13 protein-coding genes are annotated in these 16,153 nt (G+C 65.0%); 10 read left to right on the top strand and 3 right to left on the bottom strand.

Translation table 11 applies throughout. The annotated features are described in order from the left end of the window. Nucleotides 1–373: 373 nt before the first annotated feature. Nucleotides 374–766: a hypothetical protein gene (locus GGD62_RS19180; protein WP_018315684.1), complete on the top strand. Its 393-nt coding sequence runs from the start codon at nucleotides 374–376 to the stop codon at nucleotides 764–766. Nucleotides 767–1,008: 242 nt separating this feature from the next. Here GGD62_RS19180 and GGD62_RS19175 read toward each other — a convergent pair whose 3' ends face one another. Beyond that, nucleotides 1,009–2,748: a methyl-accepting chemotaxis protein gene (locus tag GGD62_RS19175; RefSeq protein ID WP_183709541.1), complete on the bottom strand. Its 1,740-nt coding sequence runs from the start codon at nucleotides 2,746–2,748 to the stop codon at nucleotides 1,009–1,011. 222 nt (nucleotides 2,749–2,970) lie between these two features. On the opposite strand from GGD62_RS19175, the gene GGD62_RS19170 reads away from it, so the two are divergent. The 5 genes from GGD62_RS19170 to GGD62_RS19150 all read left to right on the top strand — a co-directional run bounded on the left by GGD62_RS19170 (nucleotide 2,971) and on the right by GGD62_RS19150 (nucleotide 10,898). Beyond that, complete coding sequence (locus GGD62_RS19170) at nucleotides 2,971–4,353, top strand: ethanolamine ammonia-lyase subunit EutB (protein ID WP_092256795.1); 1,383 nt, start codon at nucleotides 2,971–2,973, stop codon at nucleotides 4,351–4,353. A 148-nt stretch (nucleotides 4,354–4,501) separates the two neighbouring features. Further along, entirely contained in the window at nucleotides 4,502–6,088 is a 1,587-nt protein-coding gene (locus GGD62_RS19165; protein WP_183709539.1) for a B12-binding domain-containing radical SAM protein, read from the top strand. Nucleotides 6,089–6,094: 6 nt separating this feature from the next. Beyond that, nucleotides 6,095–6,880: an ethanolamine ammonia-lyase subunit EutC gene (gene eutC, locus GGD62_RS19160; RefSeq protein ID WP_183709536.1), complete on the top strand. Its 786-nt coding sequence runs from the start codon at nucleotides 6,095–6,097 to the stop codon at nucleotides 6,878–6,880. Between the two features lie 208 nt (nucleotides 6,881–7,088). After that, nucleotides 7,089–9,455 carry an RND family transporter gene (locus GGD62_RS19155; RefSeq protein ID WP_183709534.1) on the top strand — a complete coding sequence of 789 codons (2,367 nt, stop codon included), beginning with the start codon at nucleotides 7,089–7,091 and terminating at the stop codon, nucleotides 9,453–9,455. Between the two features lie 228 nt (nucleotides 9,456–9,683). Then, nucleotides 9,684–10,898 carry an MFS transporter gene (locus GGD62_RS19150; RefSeq protein ID WP_183709531.1) on the top strand — a complete coding sequence of 405 codons (1,215 nt, stop codon included), beginning with the start codon at nucleotides 9,684–9,686 and terminating at the stop codon, nucleotides 10,896–10,898. On the opposite strand, the gene GGD62_RS19145 is transcribed toward GGD62_RS19150, so the two are convergent. After that, nucleotides 10,864–11,697, bottom strand: a complete 834-nt coding sequence (locus GGD62_RS19145; protein ID WP_018315691.1) for a hypothetical protein — start codon at nucleotides 11,695–11,697, stop codon at nucleotides 10,864–10,866. The genes GGD62_RS19150 and GGD62_RS19145 overlap by 35 nt on opposite strands. A gap of 92 nt (nucleotides 11,698–11,789) precedes the next feature. After that, the gene (locus tag GGD62_RS19140; protein WP_018315692.1) at nucleotides 11,790–12,287 is read right to left on the bottom strand and encodes a hypothetical protein; all 498 of its coding nucleotides are present in this window, start codon (nucleotides 12,285–12,287) and stop codon (nucleotides 11,790–11,792) included. Between the two features lie 460 nt (nucleotides 12,288–12,747). Between GGD62_RS19140 and GGD62_RS19135 the strand changes: the two genes are divergently transcribed. From GGD62_RS19135 to hpnE, 4 genes are all read left to right on the top strand, one after another. Continuing rightward, nucleotides 12,748–12,981, top strand: a complete 234-nt coding sequence (locus tag GGD62_RS19135) for a hypothetical protein (protein WP_018315694.1) — start codon at nucleotides 12,748–12,750, stop codon at nucleotides 12,979–12,981. A 192-nt stretch (nucleotides 12,982–13,173) separates the two neighbouring features. Next, the gene (gene hpnC, locus GGD62_RS19130) at nucleotides 13,174–14,058 is read left to right on the top strand and encodes a squalene synthase HpnC (protein WP_183709529.1); all 885 of its coding nucleotides are present in this window, start codon (nucleotides 13,174–13,176) and stop codon (nucleotides 14,056–14,058) included. Continuing rightward, complete coding sequence (gene hpnD, locus GGD62_RS19125; RefSeq protein WP_183230993.1) at nucleotides 14,048–14,887, top strand: presqualene diphosphate synthase HpnD; 840 nt, start codon at nucleotides 14,048–14,050, stop codon at nucleotides 14,885–14,887. The genes hpnC and hpnD overlap by 11 nt, the downstream gene beginning before the upstream one ends. Further along, complete coding sequence (hpnE, locus tag GGD62_RS19120; RefSeq protein WP_183709526.1) at nucleotides 14,887–16,143, top strand: hydroxysqualene dehydroxylase HpnE; 1,257 nt, start codon at nucleotides 14,887–14,889, stop codon at nucleotides 16,141–16,143. The genes hpnD and hpnE overlap by 1 nt, the downstream gene beginning before the upstream one ends. Nucleotides 16,144–16,153 lie beyond the last annotated feature (10 nt).

Here is a 16,153-nt window from a genome sequence, read left to right as displayed (position 1 = left end):
GGGCGGACGGGGATAACGGCGGCACCCGGCGGTAGCGGCGCTGGGAACCATCCCAGTCGTATTACGTTTCTGTTAGTTGTGGAGGCCCCTCATGAGTAACGAGTGGAATAGCCACCGCACCTCAGTCGTCCTTTTCGCTGCTGCGGTGATCGTCGCAATACTCGCGGCGTTCGTCACGACGCTTGATCGGGTCGACACAAGGACGGCGAGCAACGAGACGCCGCCTGGTACGATGGGCCTCGCAAAGCCGCATCCGCCACTGGACCGAGCACCAGGCCAGCCGATACTCGGCAACAATGAATTGCCGCATAGCGCGCCTGCCCGATGATCGAATTGTCCCTTGGACGGGCAGCTCGCGCGGCGGAGACGCACAATGGACCGCTCGCTATTTCTCGCCAGGCTGATGGGGCCAACATTTGTCGCGATCGCGCTCGGCATACTGATCAACCTCGGCATGTACCAAAGCATGATCGTGGAGGCGCTCCACACGGGCATCCTGTTCTATCTGTCCGGCTTGCTGTCGTTGCTTGCGGGCCTCGCGATCATCAATCTGCACAATAGATGGCAGGCGGACTGGCGCTCGATCATCACAGTAATGGGCTGGCTGATGACCCTCGGCGGCATCATGCGTATCGTCTTGCCGCAGGTCGCGGTGGCGATCGGTTCGACCGTCTACAGCGGCCGGGCCGCTACCGTCGTGGTAGCGCTGATAACTGGCGCCATAGGTGCTTTCCTCAGCTTCAATGGTTACGTCCGGCGCGCCTGAGCGCGCGGCGAACGGGACGCCCCCGGGTGGGGCGACTAGGATCCCGAGCAGACCGCCATCGCCATGATGACATCATGCCGGTGTCTTGCCCGACGAGTCAAATCTATTTCGTAAAATCAGAATGATTTCGCGCCGGCAGCTAAGCCATTGATTCAGCTGCCCCCGGCTACTGTGCATGGGGTTGTTTTTCAGTTTTTTGTCGGAGCGACCCCACCGAAGGCGCTGCAGCGGTGGACGCGCCGTTATCCCGCCTTGGCGATGCGGCCGTCCGCCGACCCCGCGCGCAAGTTCTGGAAGAACGTCTCAACCTCGCGCGACAGCGTCTCTGCGGTCTCGGTCAGGCTGCCCGCCGCCGTCAACACCGAGGATGCGGCGGTATCGGTCTCGCCGATGGCGTCTCGCAGCGAGGTGATGTTGGCGACCAGCGTCTCGTTGCCCTGCGCGGCGCTTTGCGCGTTGGACGAGATCTCGCGCGTGGCGGCGTCCTGCTGGCCGATGGCGCCGGCGATTGCGGAGGTGACCTCGTTGATCTCGCGTACCGCGCCGCCGATCTCGCGCACGGCGTCGACCGCGTTGCGGGTCGAGGCCTGGATCATCGCGACGTTCTCGCTGATCTCGGCGGTGGCCTTGGCGGTCTGGCCGGCGAGCGCTTTCACTTCATGAGCGACCACGGCAAAGCCGCGGCCGGCGTCGCCTGCGCGGGCGGCCTCGATGGTCGCGTTGAGCGCCAGCAGATTGGTCTGCTCGGCGATCGCCTGAATCAGATTGAGCACGCCGTCGATGCGCTGCGTGGCCGCGGCGAGGCTCTCGATCTCGGAGATCGACTTCTCGGTGCGCTGGCCGGTCTGCTCGACCGCGCCGGCGCTCTGCCGCACCTGGCGGCCGATCTCCACGACCGAGGCCGACAGCTCCTCGGCCGCGCCCGCCACCGCCGTGACGTTGTGCGAGGCCTGCTCGGTGGCGTTGGCCGCCGTGCCGGCGCGGCTAGAGGCATCCGCGGTGACGCGCGTGATGGTCTGCGCGGTCTCGCGCATGACCGAGGCGTTGTCGCTGAGGCCGCGCATGATGGCGCCGATCGCGCCGCGGAACTCCTCGACGGATCGTTCGATGTGGCGCGCACGCTCCTCGCGCGCCGCAGAGCCCTGCGAGACCTGCGAGGCGAGGTTGCGGTTGCGGCCCATGGCCTCCTGGAAGACCTGGATCGCGCGCGCCAGCGCGCCGATCTCGTCGGCGCGGTCGGAGTGCGGCACCACGACATTCTCGGTGCCGTCGGCGACCTGCTTGATGGTCGCGGTGATCGCGGCGAGCGGCCGGGCGACCGAGCGGGCGATGATGACGATGCCGATCACGACCAGGGCCAGCGCCACGCCGCCGAGGCAGGTCAGCACGAAGGACAATTCGCGATTGGTCTCGGTCTGCTGCGCGATCTGCTTGGCGCGCTCGGCATAGACCTTGGACAGCGCCTCGAGATCCTTGTTCAGCGCCGAACGCACGGTCCGGTTGGCGTCGTTGTCGCCCCATTCGCGGCCGGCCGCCGCATTGATCTCGACGCCGCGGCGCACCAGCTCCTTGCGAAACTCGACGAACTGCTCGATGCGCTTCTTGAAGGTGGCGAACTGCTCGGCATCGTCGGCTTTGACGATGGTCTCCCAGCGCTTCACGACATCGAGGATCTGGGCGTTGAACTTGAGCAGGCCCTCGCCATATTTCTTCACCACGGCGGGCTCGGTCGACATGTAGACGCCGCGCGATTCCATCACGACCGCATAGACCAGCGAGTTGACGCGCTCGACGTTCAGCGCGGCGGCGTTCGCCGTCTCGATCGCGCTGGTCAGGTCGGCGCCGCGGCGGCTGTTGTAGTCGGACAGCATCGCGATCGCCGCCGTCAGCAGCGCGAACAGCGCGAAGATCGCATAAAGCTTGGTGGCAAGCGTGAAACGGCCGGCCAGCTTGGCGGCATTCCCAGATTCGTCTGATGTCATGGTTTTCGGGGGCCCGGAATGGCCTGCAGCGGCCGGTGAACGGGATCGTGTAGAATTGATGCAAAACTATGCAGAACGAAAATGGATGCGGCGTTAACACGGCCGTTGGCTGCCTCCGTCCTTGGTCGTAGGAAAGGCAAGTTATTTCAGCGTCTTGATCCGAAGGTAGAGTTTCAGGATAGTCTTAGGTCGGCCACCGGCCGACGCACCCCGGAGCGACCCTTGGTCTACCGCCATACCATCGACGCCACGACCCACACCTTCGCGGACCTGCGCGACCTCCTTGCCAGGGCGACGCCACCGCGCTCCGGCGACCGGCTGGCCGGGATCGCCGCCGACACCGCCGAGCAAATGATCGCGGCGCGGATGGCGCTCGCCGACGTCCCGCTCGGCCAATTCCTGCAGGAAGCCGTCATCCCCTACGAGGCCGACGAGGTCACGCGCCTCGTCATCGACAGCCATGACGCGAAGGCCTTCGCGCCGGTGGCGTCCCTGACGGTCGGCGGCTTCCGCGACTGGCTGCTGTCGGATGCGGCGACGCCGGATGTCCTGCGCAAGCTGGCGGGCGGCATCACGCCGGAGATGGCAGCTGCAGTGTCGAAGCTGATGCGCAATCAGGATCTGATTCTGGCGGCGCGGAAATGCGAGGTCACCACCGCCTTCCGCAACACCATCGGCCTGAAAGGGCGGATGAGCACGCGGCTGCAGCCCAACCATCCCTTTGACGATGCCAGGGGCATCACCGCCTCGATCCTCGACGGCATCCTGCTGGGCGCCGGGGATGCCTGCATCGGAATTAATCCCGCGAGCGACGATCCGGCCGTCATCGCGCAATTGCTGCGGCTGCTCGACGAGATCATCACGCGGCTGAAGATCCCGACGCAGGCTTGCGTGCTGACCCATGTCACGACGACGCTGGCGCTGATCGGGCAGGGCGTGCCGGTCGACCTCGTCTTCCAGTCGGTCGCCGGCACCGAGGCCGCCAACCGCAGTTTTGGAGTCGACCTTGCGCTTCTGAAGGAGGCGCAGCAGGCCGGGTTGTCGCAGGGGCGCGGCACGGTCGGGCAGAACGTGATGTATTTCGAGACCGGCCAGGGCTCGGCGCTGTCGGCGGGCGCCCATCACGGCGTCGACCAGCAGACCTGCGAGGCGCGCGCCTATGCGGTCGCCCGCGCCTTTGCGCCGCTGCTGGTCAACAGCGTGGTCGGCTTCATCGGCCCGGAATATCTCTATGACGGCAAGGAAATCATCCGGGCCGGACTGGAGGATCATTTCTGCGGCAAATTGCTCGGCCTGCCGCTCGGGATCGACATCTGCTACACCAACCATGCCGAGGCGGACCAGGACGACATGGACAATCTGCTGACGCTGCTCGCCGCCGCCGGCGTCACCTTCATCATGGGCGTGCCCGGCGCCGACGACGTCATGTTGAACTACCAGTCGACGTCTTTTCACGACGCGCTCTATGTCCGTGACGTCTTCGGTCTGCGCCGCGCGCCGGAATTCGACGACTGGCTGGCGCAGGCAGGGATTACGGGCGCCGATTTCCGTCTTGCCGGCGATGCAGGCCTGCTGCCCGATTTTGCCTCGCGGCTGATCGCCTGAGGCTGGAAGCTCCCTAAGGCCTTCAGGAAACCATTGGTCCCTCTCCGAATTATGCTTGTGCCACAATATTGAGAAATTCCGGCGGCAGCGTTACGCTATGTGTCTGGCTGGCAATTTCCGCACCATCAGTCGTGGCGGGGGAGCTTAGATGCGAGCTGAAAGTAACGGAACGTCCCGGCGGATTCTCTGTGTGTTTCCGCGCTACACCTCGTCGTTCGGGACATTCGAGCATTCCTATCCCCTGACCGATGGTGTCCGTGCCTTCATGCCGCCGCAGGGGTTGTTGCTGATCTCGGCCTATCTGCCGCCGGATTGGCAGGTCAAATTCGTCGACGAGAACGTGCGTCGCACGACCAGGGAAGAGTTCGAGTGGGCGGAAGCGGTCTTCGTCAGCGGCATGCACATCCAGCGCCAGCAGATGAACGACATTTGCCGCCGCGCTCATGAATTCAATTTGCCGGTCGCGCTCGGCGGTCCCTCCGTCAGCGCCTGCCCCGACTATTATCCGTCCTTCGACTATCTCCATGTCGGTGAGCTCGGCGATGCCACCAACCAGCTGATCGAGATCCTGTCGCGCGACGCCTCGCGTCCCGAGGCCCAGGTGGTGCTGACCACCAAAGACCGCGTGCCGATGACGGAGTTTCCGATCCCGGCCTACGAGCTTGCCGACGTGAAGAAATACTTCCTCGGCAGCATCCAGTATTCCAGCGGCTGTCCCTATCAGTGCGAGTTCTGCGATATCCCTGGTCTCTATGGCCGCAACCCGCGCCTCAAGTCGCCGGAGCAGATCATCGCCGAGCTCGACCGCCTGCGCGAATGCGGCATGACCGACACGGTCTATTTCGTCGACGACAATTTCATCGGCAATCGCAAGGCGGCGATGGACCTGCTGCCGCATCTGATCGAATGGCAGAAGCGGACCGGCTACGTGGTACGGCTCGCCTGCGAGGCGACGCTCAACATCGCCAAGCGGCCCGAAATCCTCGAGAAGATGCGCGAGGCCTATTTCATCACCATCTTCTGCGGCATCGAGACGCCCGATCCCGACGCGCTGAAGGCGATGCAGAAGGACCACAACATGATGGTCCCGATCCTGGAGGGCGTGCGCACCATCAACTCCTACGGCATGGAGGTCGTCTCCGGCATCATCATGGGGCTCGACACCGACAAGCCGAATACGTCCGAGGCGCTGCTTGGCTTCGTCGAGGAGTCCCGGATTCCGCTGCTGACGATCAACCTGCTTCAGGCGCTGCCGAAGACGCCGCTGTGGGACCGGCTGGAGCGCGAGGGGCGCCTGATCGAGGACGACGGCCGCGATTCCAACGTCGACTTCCTGCTGCCCTATGATGACGTCGTCGCGTCCTGGAAGCACGCCATGGCGGTCGCGTATGCGCCCGAGAAGGTCTACGCGCGCTTCCAGTATCAATGCGACCACGTTTATGTTCACCGCCTCAAGGTGCCGACCCCGGATGAGATGAAGACCTGGGCCAACATCAGGCGTGGCCTCGTCATGCTGCGCAACATCTTCTGGAAGGTCGGCGTGCTCGGCGACTACAAGCGCGTGTTCTGGAAGTTCGCGCTGGGGCGTATCAAGCGCGGCGACGTCGAGGGCCTGATCGGATGCACCCTGATCGCGCACCACCTCATCACCTTTGCGCGCGCGGCCTCCAGCGGCAGGCAGAACGCCTCGAACTATTCGATCCGGCTGCGCGAGGCCGCCGTTCCCGCCGAATGATGCGACATGTCTGATCCGGCCCTGCCGCGCCGTCCGACCCTCGATCTGCGGGCGTTCACGCCCGCGCGCGTGGCACTCGGCCGCAGCGGCGCGAGCGTGCCGACCAAGGCGCTGCTCGATTTCACGCTCGATCACGCCCGCGCCCGCGATGCCGTGCATGCCGCCTTCGATGCGCCGCGTCTGGCCGCCGATCTCGGCGCGCTGGGCCTTGCCGTCACGGAGGTGAGGAGCCAGGCGGTCGACCGCAAAGACTATCTGCGGCGGCCGGATCTGGGACGACGACTCGACCCCGGCTCAGCCGAGGTCTTGGCACGAGCGGCCTCGGCGCCGTGCCGGCTTGCGCTCGTGATCGGCGACGGCCTGTCCGCGGCGGCGGTGCACGCCCATGCGGTGGGGCTGGTGGGGCGCCTGCTGCCGCTGCTCGCGGAAGAGGACGACGTCGCGGTCGGCCATGTCGTCGTCGCCTCAGGCGCGCGCGTCGCGCTCGGCGACGAGATCGGCGCCATTCTCGGCGCGCGCATGGCCCTGATGCTGATCGGTGAGCGGCCGGGCCTGTCGGCGCCCGATAGCCTCGGCGCCTATCTGACCTTTGCGCCGAAGCCCGGCCGCACCGACGCCGAGCGAAATTGCGTGTCGAATATCCACTACGCTGGGTTGAGTTACGACGAGGCCGCCTTCAAGATCGCCTGGCTCGTCCGTGAGGGGCTTGACCGGCAGGTCACCGGTGTGGCGCTGAAGGACGAGAGCGCAGACCGCGCGCCGCGTCGAATTGGCACATCTTCGCCGGGATGACCTGTGGTTAGGCCCCGAAATCGCCGCATCTTGATCGATTTGCCCACACTTCGCCTGCTTGCGAGAAGGGTGATTGACCTGCTAAACCCCGGGCGGCGATTTTCCGCGCATTTTCAAAGGGCAAGCCTCCCATTGGTATGGCGTTTTCAAGCCGTTCGCGGGGCGCAATAAGCTCTCAGACCGAGCCGATTTAGGAACTGGATAAGGCATGCTCGAAAAGCACAGCGAGAATGAGGTTCATGTCGACAAGGTCGAGCAGGGACCTACGTCCTCGATCGCCTTCGGGCTGGAGCGCATCGGGCTGATCGCCGTCCGGGCGCCGATCGTCTCCTGCATCGTCCTGCTCGTCCTGATCGTCGGCGCCGTGTTCGGCATCCACCGGATCAAGATCGATGATTCGCTGTCGCAGCTGTTTCGCTCCGACAGTCGCGAATTCCACCAATATGAAGAGGTGACGAAAAAGTTCCCGGCCGAGGAATTCGACGTCCTCGTCGTGGTCGAGGGCAAGAACCTGCTGGCCCGGAACAATCTGGAGAAGCTGCGCGACTTCATCACCGACCTGCAGCTGGTCGAAGGCACGCGCGGGCTGGTCTCGCTGTTCTCGGCACGCCAGGCGCCGGCGCCGGGCAAGCTGCCGGCGGCGCTGTTCCCGGCCGAGCTGCCCGAAGGCGCCGACTACGACAAGTTCATCGAGACCGTCAAAAACAACGAGATCATCCGCGGCAAGCTGTTGTCGGAAGACGGCACGCTGGCGCTCGTCGTGCTGTCGCTCGATCCGGAGGTGGTGGCGTCCAGCAAGCTGACCAAGACCGTCGGCGACATCCGCGCGCTGATGAAGGAGGATCTCAGTGACACCGGTCTCAACGTGCAGCTCTCGGGCGTGCCGGTGATGCAGCTCGAGATCCGCAACGCCGTCGAGCGCGACGGGCTGACCTACAACATCCTCGGCATCCTCGCCGGCTGCATCATCGCCATCATCTTCTTCCGCAAGATCTCGTTCATGGTCGCCGCGGCGTTTCCGCCGATGATCGCGATCCTCTTGGCGCTCGGCGCGCTCGGCTGGGCCAATTTCAATCTCAACATGTTCCTGAACGTGATGACGCCGCTCATCATGGTCATCAGCTTCTCGGACTCGATGCAGCTCACCTTCGCCGCGCGCGACCGGCTGATCGCGGGCCAGGACAAGTTCACCGCGTTCAAGAACGCGGTGCTGGTGGTGGGCCCGGCCTGCGTGCTGACGCACGGCACCGCCGGCATTTCCTTCATCGCGCTGCAGTTCTCCAACTCCGACCTGATCCGCAAGTTCGGCGAGGCGGGCCTCGCCGCCACCATCATCGCGCTGGTCGCGGTGCTGTCGCTGGTGCCGGTGTTCGGCGTGCTGCTCGTGCGCAACGAGAAGACGTTCGCGGTCAAATTCCAGAGCGCGGATGCCGGCGTCCAGGCGCTGCGCAATTTCTGCTATTGGATCGCGGTGCGCATGGTGGGCCGGCCCGGGCTGTTCAGCCTGATCGCGGTGCTGTTCGTCGGCGGCCTCGGCGTCATCTACGCCAATCTGGAGCCGCGCTACCGGCTTGCCGACCAGGTGCCGGACAAGCGCCAGGCGGTCGCTGCCAGCAACCGGCTCGATGCCAAGCTCACCGGCGCCAACCCGGTCAATGTGCTGATTCAGTTCCCCAAGGGTGAATCGCTCTATTCGCCGGAGACGCTGCAGACCATCGCGGACGTGCATGCGACCGTGGAGAAGGCGGCCGGTGTCGGCAATGTCTGGTCGGTCGAGACCCTGCGCCGCTGGCTTGCGGAAAAGGCCGGCAGCGCCGACGTCGCCACGCTGAAGGAATATGTCAGCGTCATTCCCGAGCATCTGGTGCGGCGCTTCATCGATGCCGAGCAGGACGCGGTGGTGGTCGCCGGCCGCGTGCCGGACAAGGATTCCAGCCAGCTTCTGCCGATCGTCGACAAGCTCGATGCCGAGCTCGACGCCGTCCGCAAGAAGCATCCGGGCTACGAGGTCGCGGTGACGGGCCTTGCCGCGATCGCCGCGCGCAACTCGGCCAGCATGATCGAGAAGCTGAACCGCGGGCTCACCGTCGAATTCGCGCTGGTTGCGATCTTCATCGGCCTTGCGTTCCGCTCCTGGGTGGTGATGTTCGCTTGCATCCTGCCGGGCATCTTCCCGGTGGTGATGTCGGGAACGGTGCTGTGGGCGATGGGCGAGGGCCTGCAATTCGCCAGCGTCGTCGCGCTTACGGTCTCGTTCGGTCTCGGCCTCAGCGCCACCATCCACTTCCTCAACCGCCTCCGGCTCGAGAGCAAGCCGGGTGTCGGCTCCGCGCTCGCGGTGGAGCGGGCGACCGTACTGGTCGGGCCGGCGCTGATCCTGACCACGGTGGTGCTGGCCTGCGGCCTCGTCGTCACCGTGTTCTCCGACCTGCCGTCGCTGCGGCTGTTCGGCTGGCTCAGCGCCTTCTCGATGGTGATGGCGCTGGTCGCCGACCTCTTCATCCTGCGGCCGACTGCGATGTGGCTGATCAATCTGCAGGCCAAGCTGCAAGGGACCGACAAGCCGGCGATCTAGTCGTCATCGGACCTCACCACGGCATCCGCACGATTCCGGGAGAGCCCACCCGCGTCCGCGCGGAACTGCCGATCTTTTCTTCACGGCTGAACGAACCTTTGCTGTGCCGGCCTGTTCAACCAGAGCTGTGAACGGCTCCAGCTGATATTGTCGTTCCAACAAACAAGCGTGCGAACGATTGCACGTTGAGAAACTTCAACGACAGCCTCAGCTCTGAGGACGGGCGACATGCGCGCTGAGCCGGCCCATGAGGCGGCGTCTGGAGGTGGCGTCGACAGCGTCGAGGCGCCAGATTGGGCGAAGGTCGCCCTCGTGACCGCAACGGTGGGCGTGTTCGCGGTCGCGGTCGGCCTGTCGTCGCCGCTGCTCGCTCTCGTTCTCAAGAGCGAGCAATTCAGCGGCCTTTTGATCGGCACCAATGCCGCGATGATGCCGATCGGGCTTTTGAGCTCCGCGCTTTGCGTGCCGCGTCTCGTGCAGGGAGCGGGTGCCTACAAGGCTGCCGTTGGGCTTGCCCTGATCGCGGCCGCAGCACTCGCCCTGATGATGGTCTTTCGCACGCTATGGATCTGGTTTCCGGCGCGGTTCGTGCTTGGTCTCGCCATCGGCGGCTTCTACATCGTCAACAAGGCGTGGTTGAACGAGATCGCCGTGCCGGTCTATCGCGGCCGCGTCATGGGACTCTATGCGGCCGTGCTGGCCGCCGGTTTCTCGCTTGGGCCCTTCGCGCTTGCGCTCACGGGCTCCTCGGGGTGGTGGCCATTCGCGGTCGGCATATTGGCCCTGCTCGCCGCTGCGCTGATCACGGCCATCTTCGCGACGCGGCTGCCCAGCTTTTCCGTCAAGGAGCGCACGCCGATCACGAGCTTCATTCCGTGCGCGCCCGTGCTTCTCGCGGCGGTCGCGACTTTTGCCCTGTTCGATCATGCCACGCTGAGCTTTCTGCCGGCCTTCGGGATGAGGAACGGATATTCCGAGCAGGCGATGGCGATTGGCCTCGCCGTGCTCAATGGCGGCAACGTGTTTCTGCAAATTCCGATCGGTTGGCTTGCAGACCGGTGTCCGCGACGGCTCGTGCTCCTGGGGTGTGCAGCCGCGACCGCAGCCGGCGCTGTCCTGCTCGCCATTGCCGTCCAGCAGGGACTGCTCATGCTGTTCATACTTCTGTTCGTCTGGGGCGCGTGCGCATACGGCGTCACCACCGTCGCGCTTGCCGAACTGGGCGATCGTTTCGGCGGGCCGACCCTGCTGGCGGGCAGCGCAGCCTTTACGCTCGCCAGCGGCATCGGCGGAATGTTGGGCGGCCCGCTCACCGGCGCTGCCGTCGACACTGCCGGCGACAGCGGCCTGATCCTGGTCCTGGCGGGCGCCTACGGACTGCTCGGGCTGCTGGTCGCTGTTGTCCCGCTCACGCGTCGATCCGAACGATCCCGTACGGATTGAACTTGAAATCGCTCTCGGCGTAGTCCTGCTCGTGCGACAGCATGAGCTTGCGATCGCGCAGCGTTGCATCGATCCCGCGCTCGGCCATGGCGTTGGCGATCTCCTCCATCAGCATCACCGCGGACCATTCGTTGCCGCGCGATTTCGCGACATAGACCTCCGGCAGGCCGACGAGGTGATAGCCGACGCTCTCAAAGTAGCGATCGCCGGCGAGCGGGCGCTTGGCGAAGGCGAGGCGACAGGCCTTGGCGACGGCGGGCGTCATGCGAAGGCCTTGGTCCGTCTTCGCGCCGTTGCGCGCCTGATCGGCGAGGCTGCGCCAGCGCGCGACGCCGTGTGCGACGCCGGCGCTTTCGCCCTTTGCGGCAACCGCGCCCGCGTCGAACATCTCGTCCACGATCTGCAGCGCTGCGGCCGAACCGGCAGCGGTCTTCTCCTGATCCATCCGCGGGCTCAGCACGTAGAGCACCGCCTTGTGATTGGCGACCGCCGCCTCGTCCGCCGCGGACCATGCCTTCGGAAAGACGCGGTCCCAGCACACCCCGAACGACCGCTCCATGTGCGGATCGGGTTTTGCCTGCGAATAGCTGCGGTCGATCTCGAAGCCGAAATCGGCGATGGTTTTGGCCACCGCCTTCGGCGGTCGCAGCAGGCTGTCGTTCCTGCCGAGGAAGCAGAGCACGTGACGCGGCTTCACGGACGAAGGCTGCATGTTCGCTCCCTGCTGATCATTGGCGAAGGCGCGAGAGGCCACGAAGAGCCCGGCGGCCTTGAGCAGATGCCTGCGTATCGGGTCCATCTCGGCAAGTCCGTTCCGGGTGAGTTCATGTCAGCAAAAAGCCCCCGGCTCGCGAGAACCGGGGGCCATGATTCCATTGAAGCCGGACGAAATCAGCTCCTCGTCATGGTGATGTTGACGCCGCGGATCTCGCCCTTGGAAGAGATCTGCACCGTCTGCTTGGTGCCGTTGGTGCGCAGTGACAGATTGGCGGCGAAGCCGTTGGCCTCGACGAACACGTCGATCTGGCCGCCGCCGGCGGTGCCCTGGAGGTTGCCGAAGATGTTGCGGCTGGACTCGCTCCAGTTTCCGGAGATGCGCTCGCCCTGGCTCGTCACGTCGCTGGTGAGGTCGAACTTGTAGCTGTCGGACGCGCAGTGCAGAGCCTGCTTCAAATTGAGGCCGCTGCCGGCGACCTTGTAGTCGGCCTTGCAGCGAATGCGCTCGGTGGAGCCGTCGGACAGCGACACCGTGCCGGTGCCGGTCCACGCGCCGTCGAAACCGGCAAAGGGGCCGGACGACTGAGCGTGGCCTGCCGAAACCGAGAAGAGCAGCGCCGCTCCGATGCCGGCCGCCTTGATTGCCAGTCCAGATCGCCCAAAGAATTTCATCTCAAATATCCCGTTTTGGAACGACGCCCGCTTACGCGTGATAACGTCTCGCCACATCGAAAGTTTAGTGCTCCGAGCCAGTGTCAGGTTCAAAGCCCGGCCGCCAGAGATGGCGGTTCACGACGCCTCTCGCCAGTCCTGGACCGGTCGATTTGCCCTGTTTCTGCGTGTTTCCAGCGGGAAAGGCGGGGCGGACAGATGCAGCTCTGCAACAGGTATGCAGTAAAACGCAGTGCTCCCGAATTATGACGTAGTATCAATCTCTTACATCTGCCAATGAAGGCGCAGGGAAGACCTGATTTGGTGGGCGTGGCGCCAATTTGGCCGCATTTGCCAGTGCTTGTGCCTTCTCTGAGGCCGCACCTCCCGCGGCGACATGCCATCAGAACAATCCGTTCCGGTCGTCCGCCCTGTGCAGTCCGGGTCCGGTGCGATTCTGCCGTCAGAATGAAGGAATACAATGCGTAAGCTTCTCGTCGCTCTCACCCTGCTGTCGGCTTCTGTTTCGACGGCGGCGTTCGCCCAGCAGGGCCGTGGCACGGACGCCGAGCAGAAGGCCTGCACGCGCGACGTGCAGAAGTTCTGCCGTCCGGTCATCGACCAGGGCGATTTCACCATCCTGGCCTGCCTCAAGGAGAACCGGGCCAAGATCTCGCAGGCCTGCGACCAGGTCCTGAAGACCCACAACCAGTAAGCTCGGCCACTGGCCTAGAAAAGGCGACCTTTGGGCCGCCTTTTCGGGCCCGATCCGCAAGGGGCAGCCATCGAGAGACAGGATTGGTTTTGCGGCCGTATTCCCCTATATGGGGGCCGCGGCGGATCGCCGGCATGAGCCCGCGCGAGCGAAGAAGCCCTTCCTGTCCAAACGATTGTAAACCAGCCCTCGATGACCTCTGCGAGCGAATTGCGATCCGGTAAGGGTGACCGCGACGAGAATTTTCCCGTCGCGTCCTGGATCATTCATCCGCGTCATCGCGCCCTGATCCTGGCGTATTACAATTTCGTCCGCACCGCCGACGACATCGCCGACCACGCGACCCTGCCGCCCGACCAGAAGCTCGCTTATCTCGACCTGCTCGAGGCGGAGCTGCTCGGCAAGGGCGAGACCCAGGCTGAGGCCGTCATCCTGCGCCGTGCCATGGCCGAGCGCGGCATGGCGCCGCGCCATGCGCTCGACGTGCTCATCGCGTTCCGCATGGACGTGACCAAGCTGCGTTACGAGAACTGGGACGAGGTCATCCACTATTGCCGTTACTCGGCGATGCCGGTCGGCCGCTTCATGCTCGATGTCCACGGCGAGAGCACCTCGACCTGGGCCGCATCGGATGCGCTCTGCGCAGGCTTGCAGATCAACAATCACCTTCAGGATTGCGGCAAGGATTTCCGCGAGCTCAACCGCGTCTATCTGCCGCGCGATGCGCTGGCAGCACACGGTGCCTCCGTCGAGCAGCTCCGGCTTTCGCAGTCGCCGCCGGCGATGCTGGCCTGCCTGCAGGCGCTTGCGTCGCGCAACGAAGCGCTGCTCGACGAGGGCAGGTCGCTGGCTGCGGAGATCCGGGATTTCCGCCTCGGCGTCGACGTCGCGGTGATCCAGGCCTATGCCGATCGCATCGTGCGCCTCTTGAAGGTGCGCGATCCCCTGCGCGAGCGGGTGCACCTGAACAAGTTCGAACTGCTCATCTTCAGCCTTGCCGGAATGATCGGCGAGGCCGGCCGCCGCGCAATCGGACGCAAGGCCATTTCCAGACCGGGGACTGCACATGACGCTTGAGGCGACCTCGCCCGGCGCCAATTATGGCTCGACCGCATCCGGCAGCTCGTTCTACGCCGCGATGCGCATCCTGCCGCATGACCAGCGCGAAGCGATGTTCCAGATCTACAGCTTCTGCCGCCAGGTCGACGACATCGCCGATTCCGACGGTCCGCGCGCGGAGCGGCTCGCCGCGCTTCAGGAATGGCGCAACGACATCGACGCGCTCTATCAGGGCAATCCGCCGCCGCGGCTGAAGGACTATGTCGGCTCGGTGAAGACCTTCGGCCTCAAGCGCGAGGATTTCCTCGCCATCGTCGACGGCATGGAGATGGACGTGCCGCAGGACATCCGCGCGCCCGACATGGCGACGCTGGATCTGTATTGCGATCGCGTCGCCAGCGCGGTGGGACGGCTGTCGGTGCGGGTGTTCGGCCTGCCCGAGGAAGACGGCATCCAGCTCGCCTATCATCTGGGCCGCGCGCTCCAGCTCACCAATATCCTGCGCGACATCGACGAAGACGCTGGCCTTGGCCGACTCTATCTGCCGCGCGAGGCGCTGCTGCATGCCGGCATCACCTCCGACGATCCGAACCGCGTGATCGCCGAGCGCGCGCTGCCGAAGGTCTGCCTGCCGCTGACGCAGCGTGCGAAGGCGCATTTCGAGAAGTCGGACGAGATCATGAACCGCAACAAGCGCCGCACGGTGCGCGCGCCGCGGATCATGTCGAAATACTATCATTCCATTCTGGATCTCCTGATTGCGCGCGGCTTCAACGCGCCGCGCCAGCCGGTGCGTGTGTCAAAGGTCACACGTATCCTGATCCTGCTCCGCTACGCTTTCATCTGATGCAAAAAACAGCACATATCATCGGCGCCGGGATTTCCGGCCTTTCCGCCGCCGTGCGGCTCGCCAATGCCGGCTTCAAGGTCGCCGTGCACGAGGCGACGCAGCAGGCCGGCGGCCGTTGCCGTTCCTATTTCGACGGCGCCACCAATCTCACCATCGACAACGGCAACCATCTGCTGCTGTCGGGCAACAGCCACGCGCGCGCCTATGCGCGTTCGATCGGCACCGAGGCGGGCCTCGTCGGTCCTGAAACCGCGCAGTTTCCCTTCGTCGACGTCAAGACCGGGCAGCGCTGGCAGATCGATCTCGGCAATGGTCGTCTGCCCACCTGGGTGCTCGACGAAGGCCGCCGCGTGCCCGACACGGGCCTCACCGATTATCTGAAGCTGGCGCCGCTGATCTGGGCGTCGGAAGACACGTTGGTCGGCAAATCCATTCCTTGCGAAGGCGTGCTCTATCAGCGTCTGGTGCAGCCGCTGCTGCTCGCGGCGCTCAATGTCGATCCGCCCGAGGGCTCGGCTGGCCTTGCCGGCGCCATCGTGCGCGAGACGCTGCTTGCCGGCGGACAGGCCTGCCGTCCCCTGATCGCGCGCGACGGCCTCAGCGCCGTTCTGATCGAGCCGGCCGTGGAGTTCCTGCAGGACCGTGGCCATACCGTGCAGCTCGGCCATGAGCTGCGCTCCTTCACGACCACCGACGGCAGGGCCAGTGCGCTGAATTTCGGCGGCGAGGATGTCGTTCAGATCGGGGAGGGCGATGTCGTCGTGATGGCGGTGCCGCCGCGTGCTGCTGCGAGCCTGCTGCCGGGCGTGAAGACGCCGACCGAATACCGCGCCATCGTGAATGCGCATTTCCGGATCACACCGCCGCCGGGTTCGGCGCCGATTCTGGGCGTGATCGGCGGCGTCGTGGAATGGCTGTTCGCGTTCCCGAACCGGCTGTCCGTCACCATCAGCAACGGTGACCGGCTGGTCGACATGCCGCGCGAGGAACTCGCGCAGGCGATCTGGAACGACGTCTGCAAGGCCGGCGGGGTATCCGGCGAATTGCCCCCCTGGCAGATCGTGCGCGAGCGTCGTGCCACATTTGCGGCGACGCCGGCGCAGAATGCCCTGCGTCCGGGGCCGGTCACCGCGCTGAAAAACCTGTTCCTCGCGGGGGATTGGACTGCTACGGGATTGCCTGCAACCATCGAGGGATCGGTTCGATCCGGTGATCGCGCCGCCGATCTGGTTCTCGCCGCCAAAGGATCCTGAAAGGCGGCCC

The organism is Bradyrhizobium sp. ERR14 (genome assembly GCF_014198235.1).
Lineage (GTDB): Bacteria > Pseudomonadota > Alphaproteobacteria > Rhizobiales > Xanthobacteraceae > Bradyrhizobium.
The sequence above is the reverse complement of the archived record's forward strand: the minus strand, read 5'-3'. Positions and strand labels throughout refer to the sequence as shown.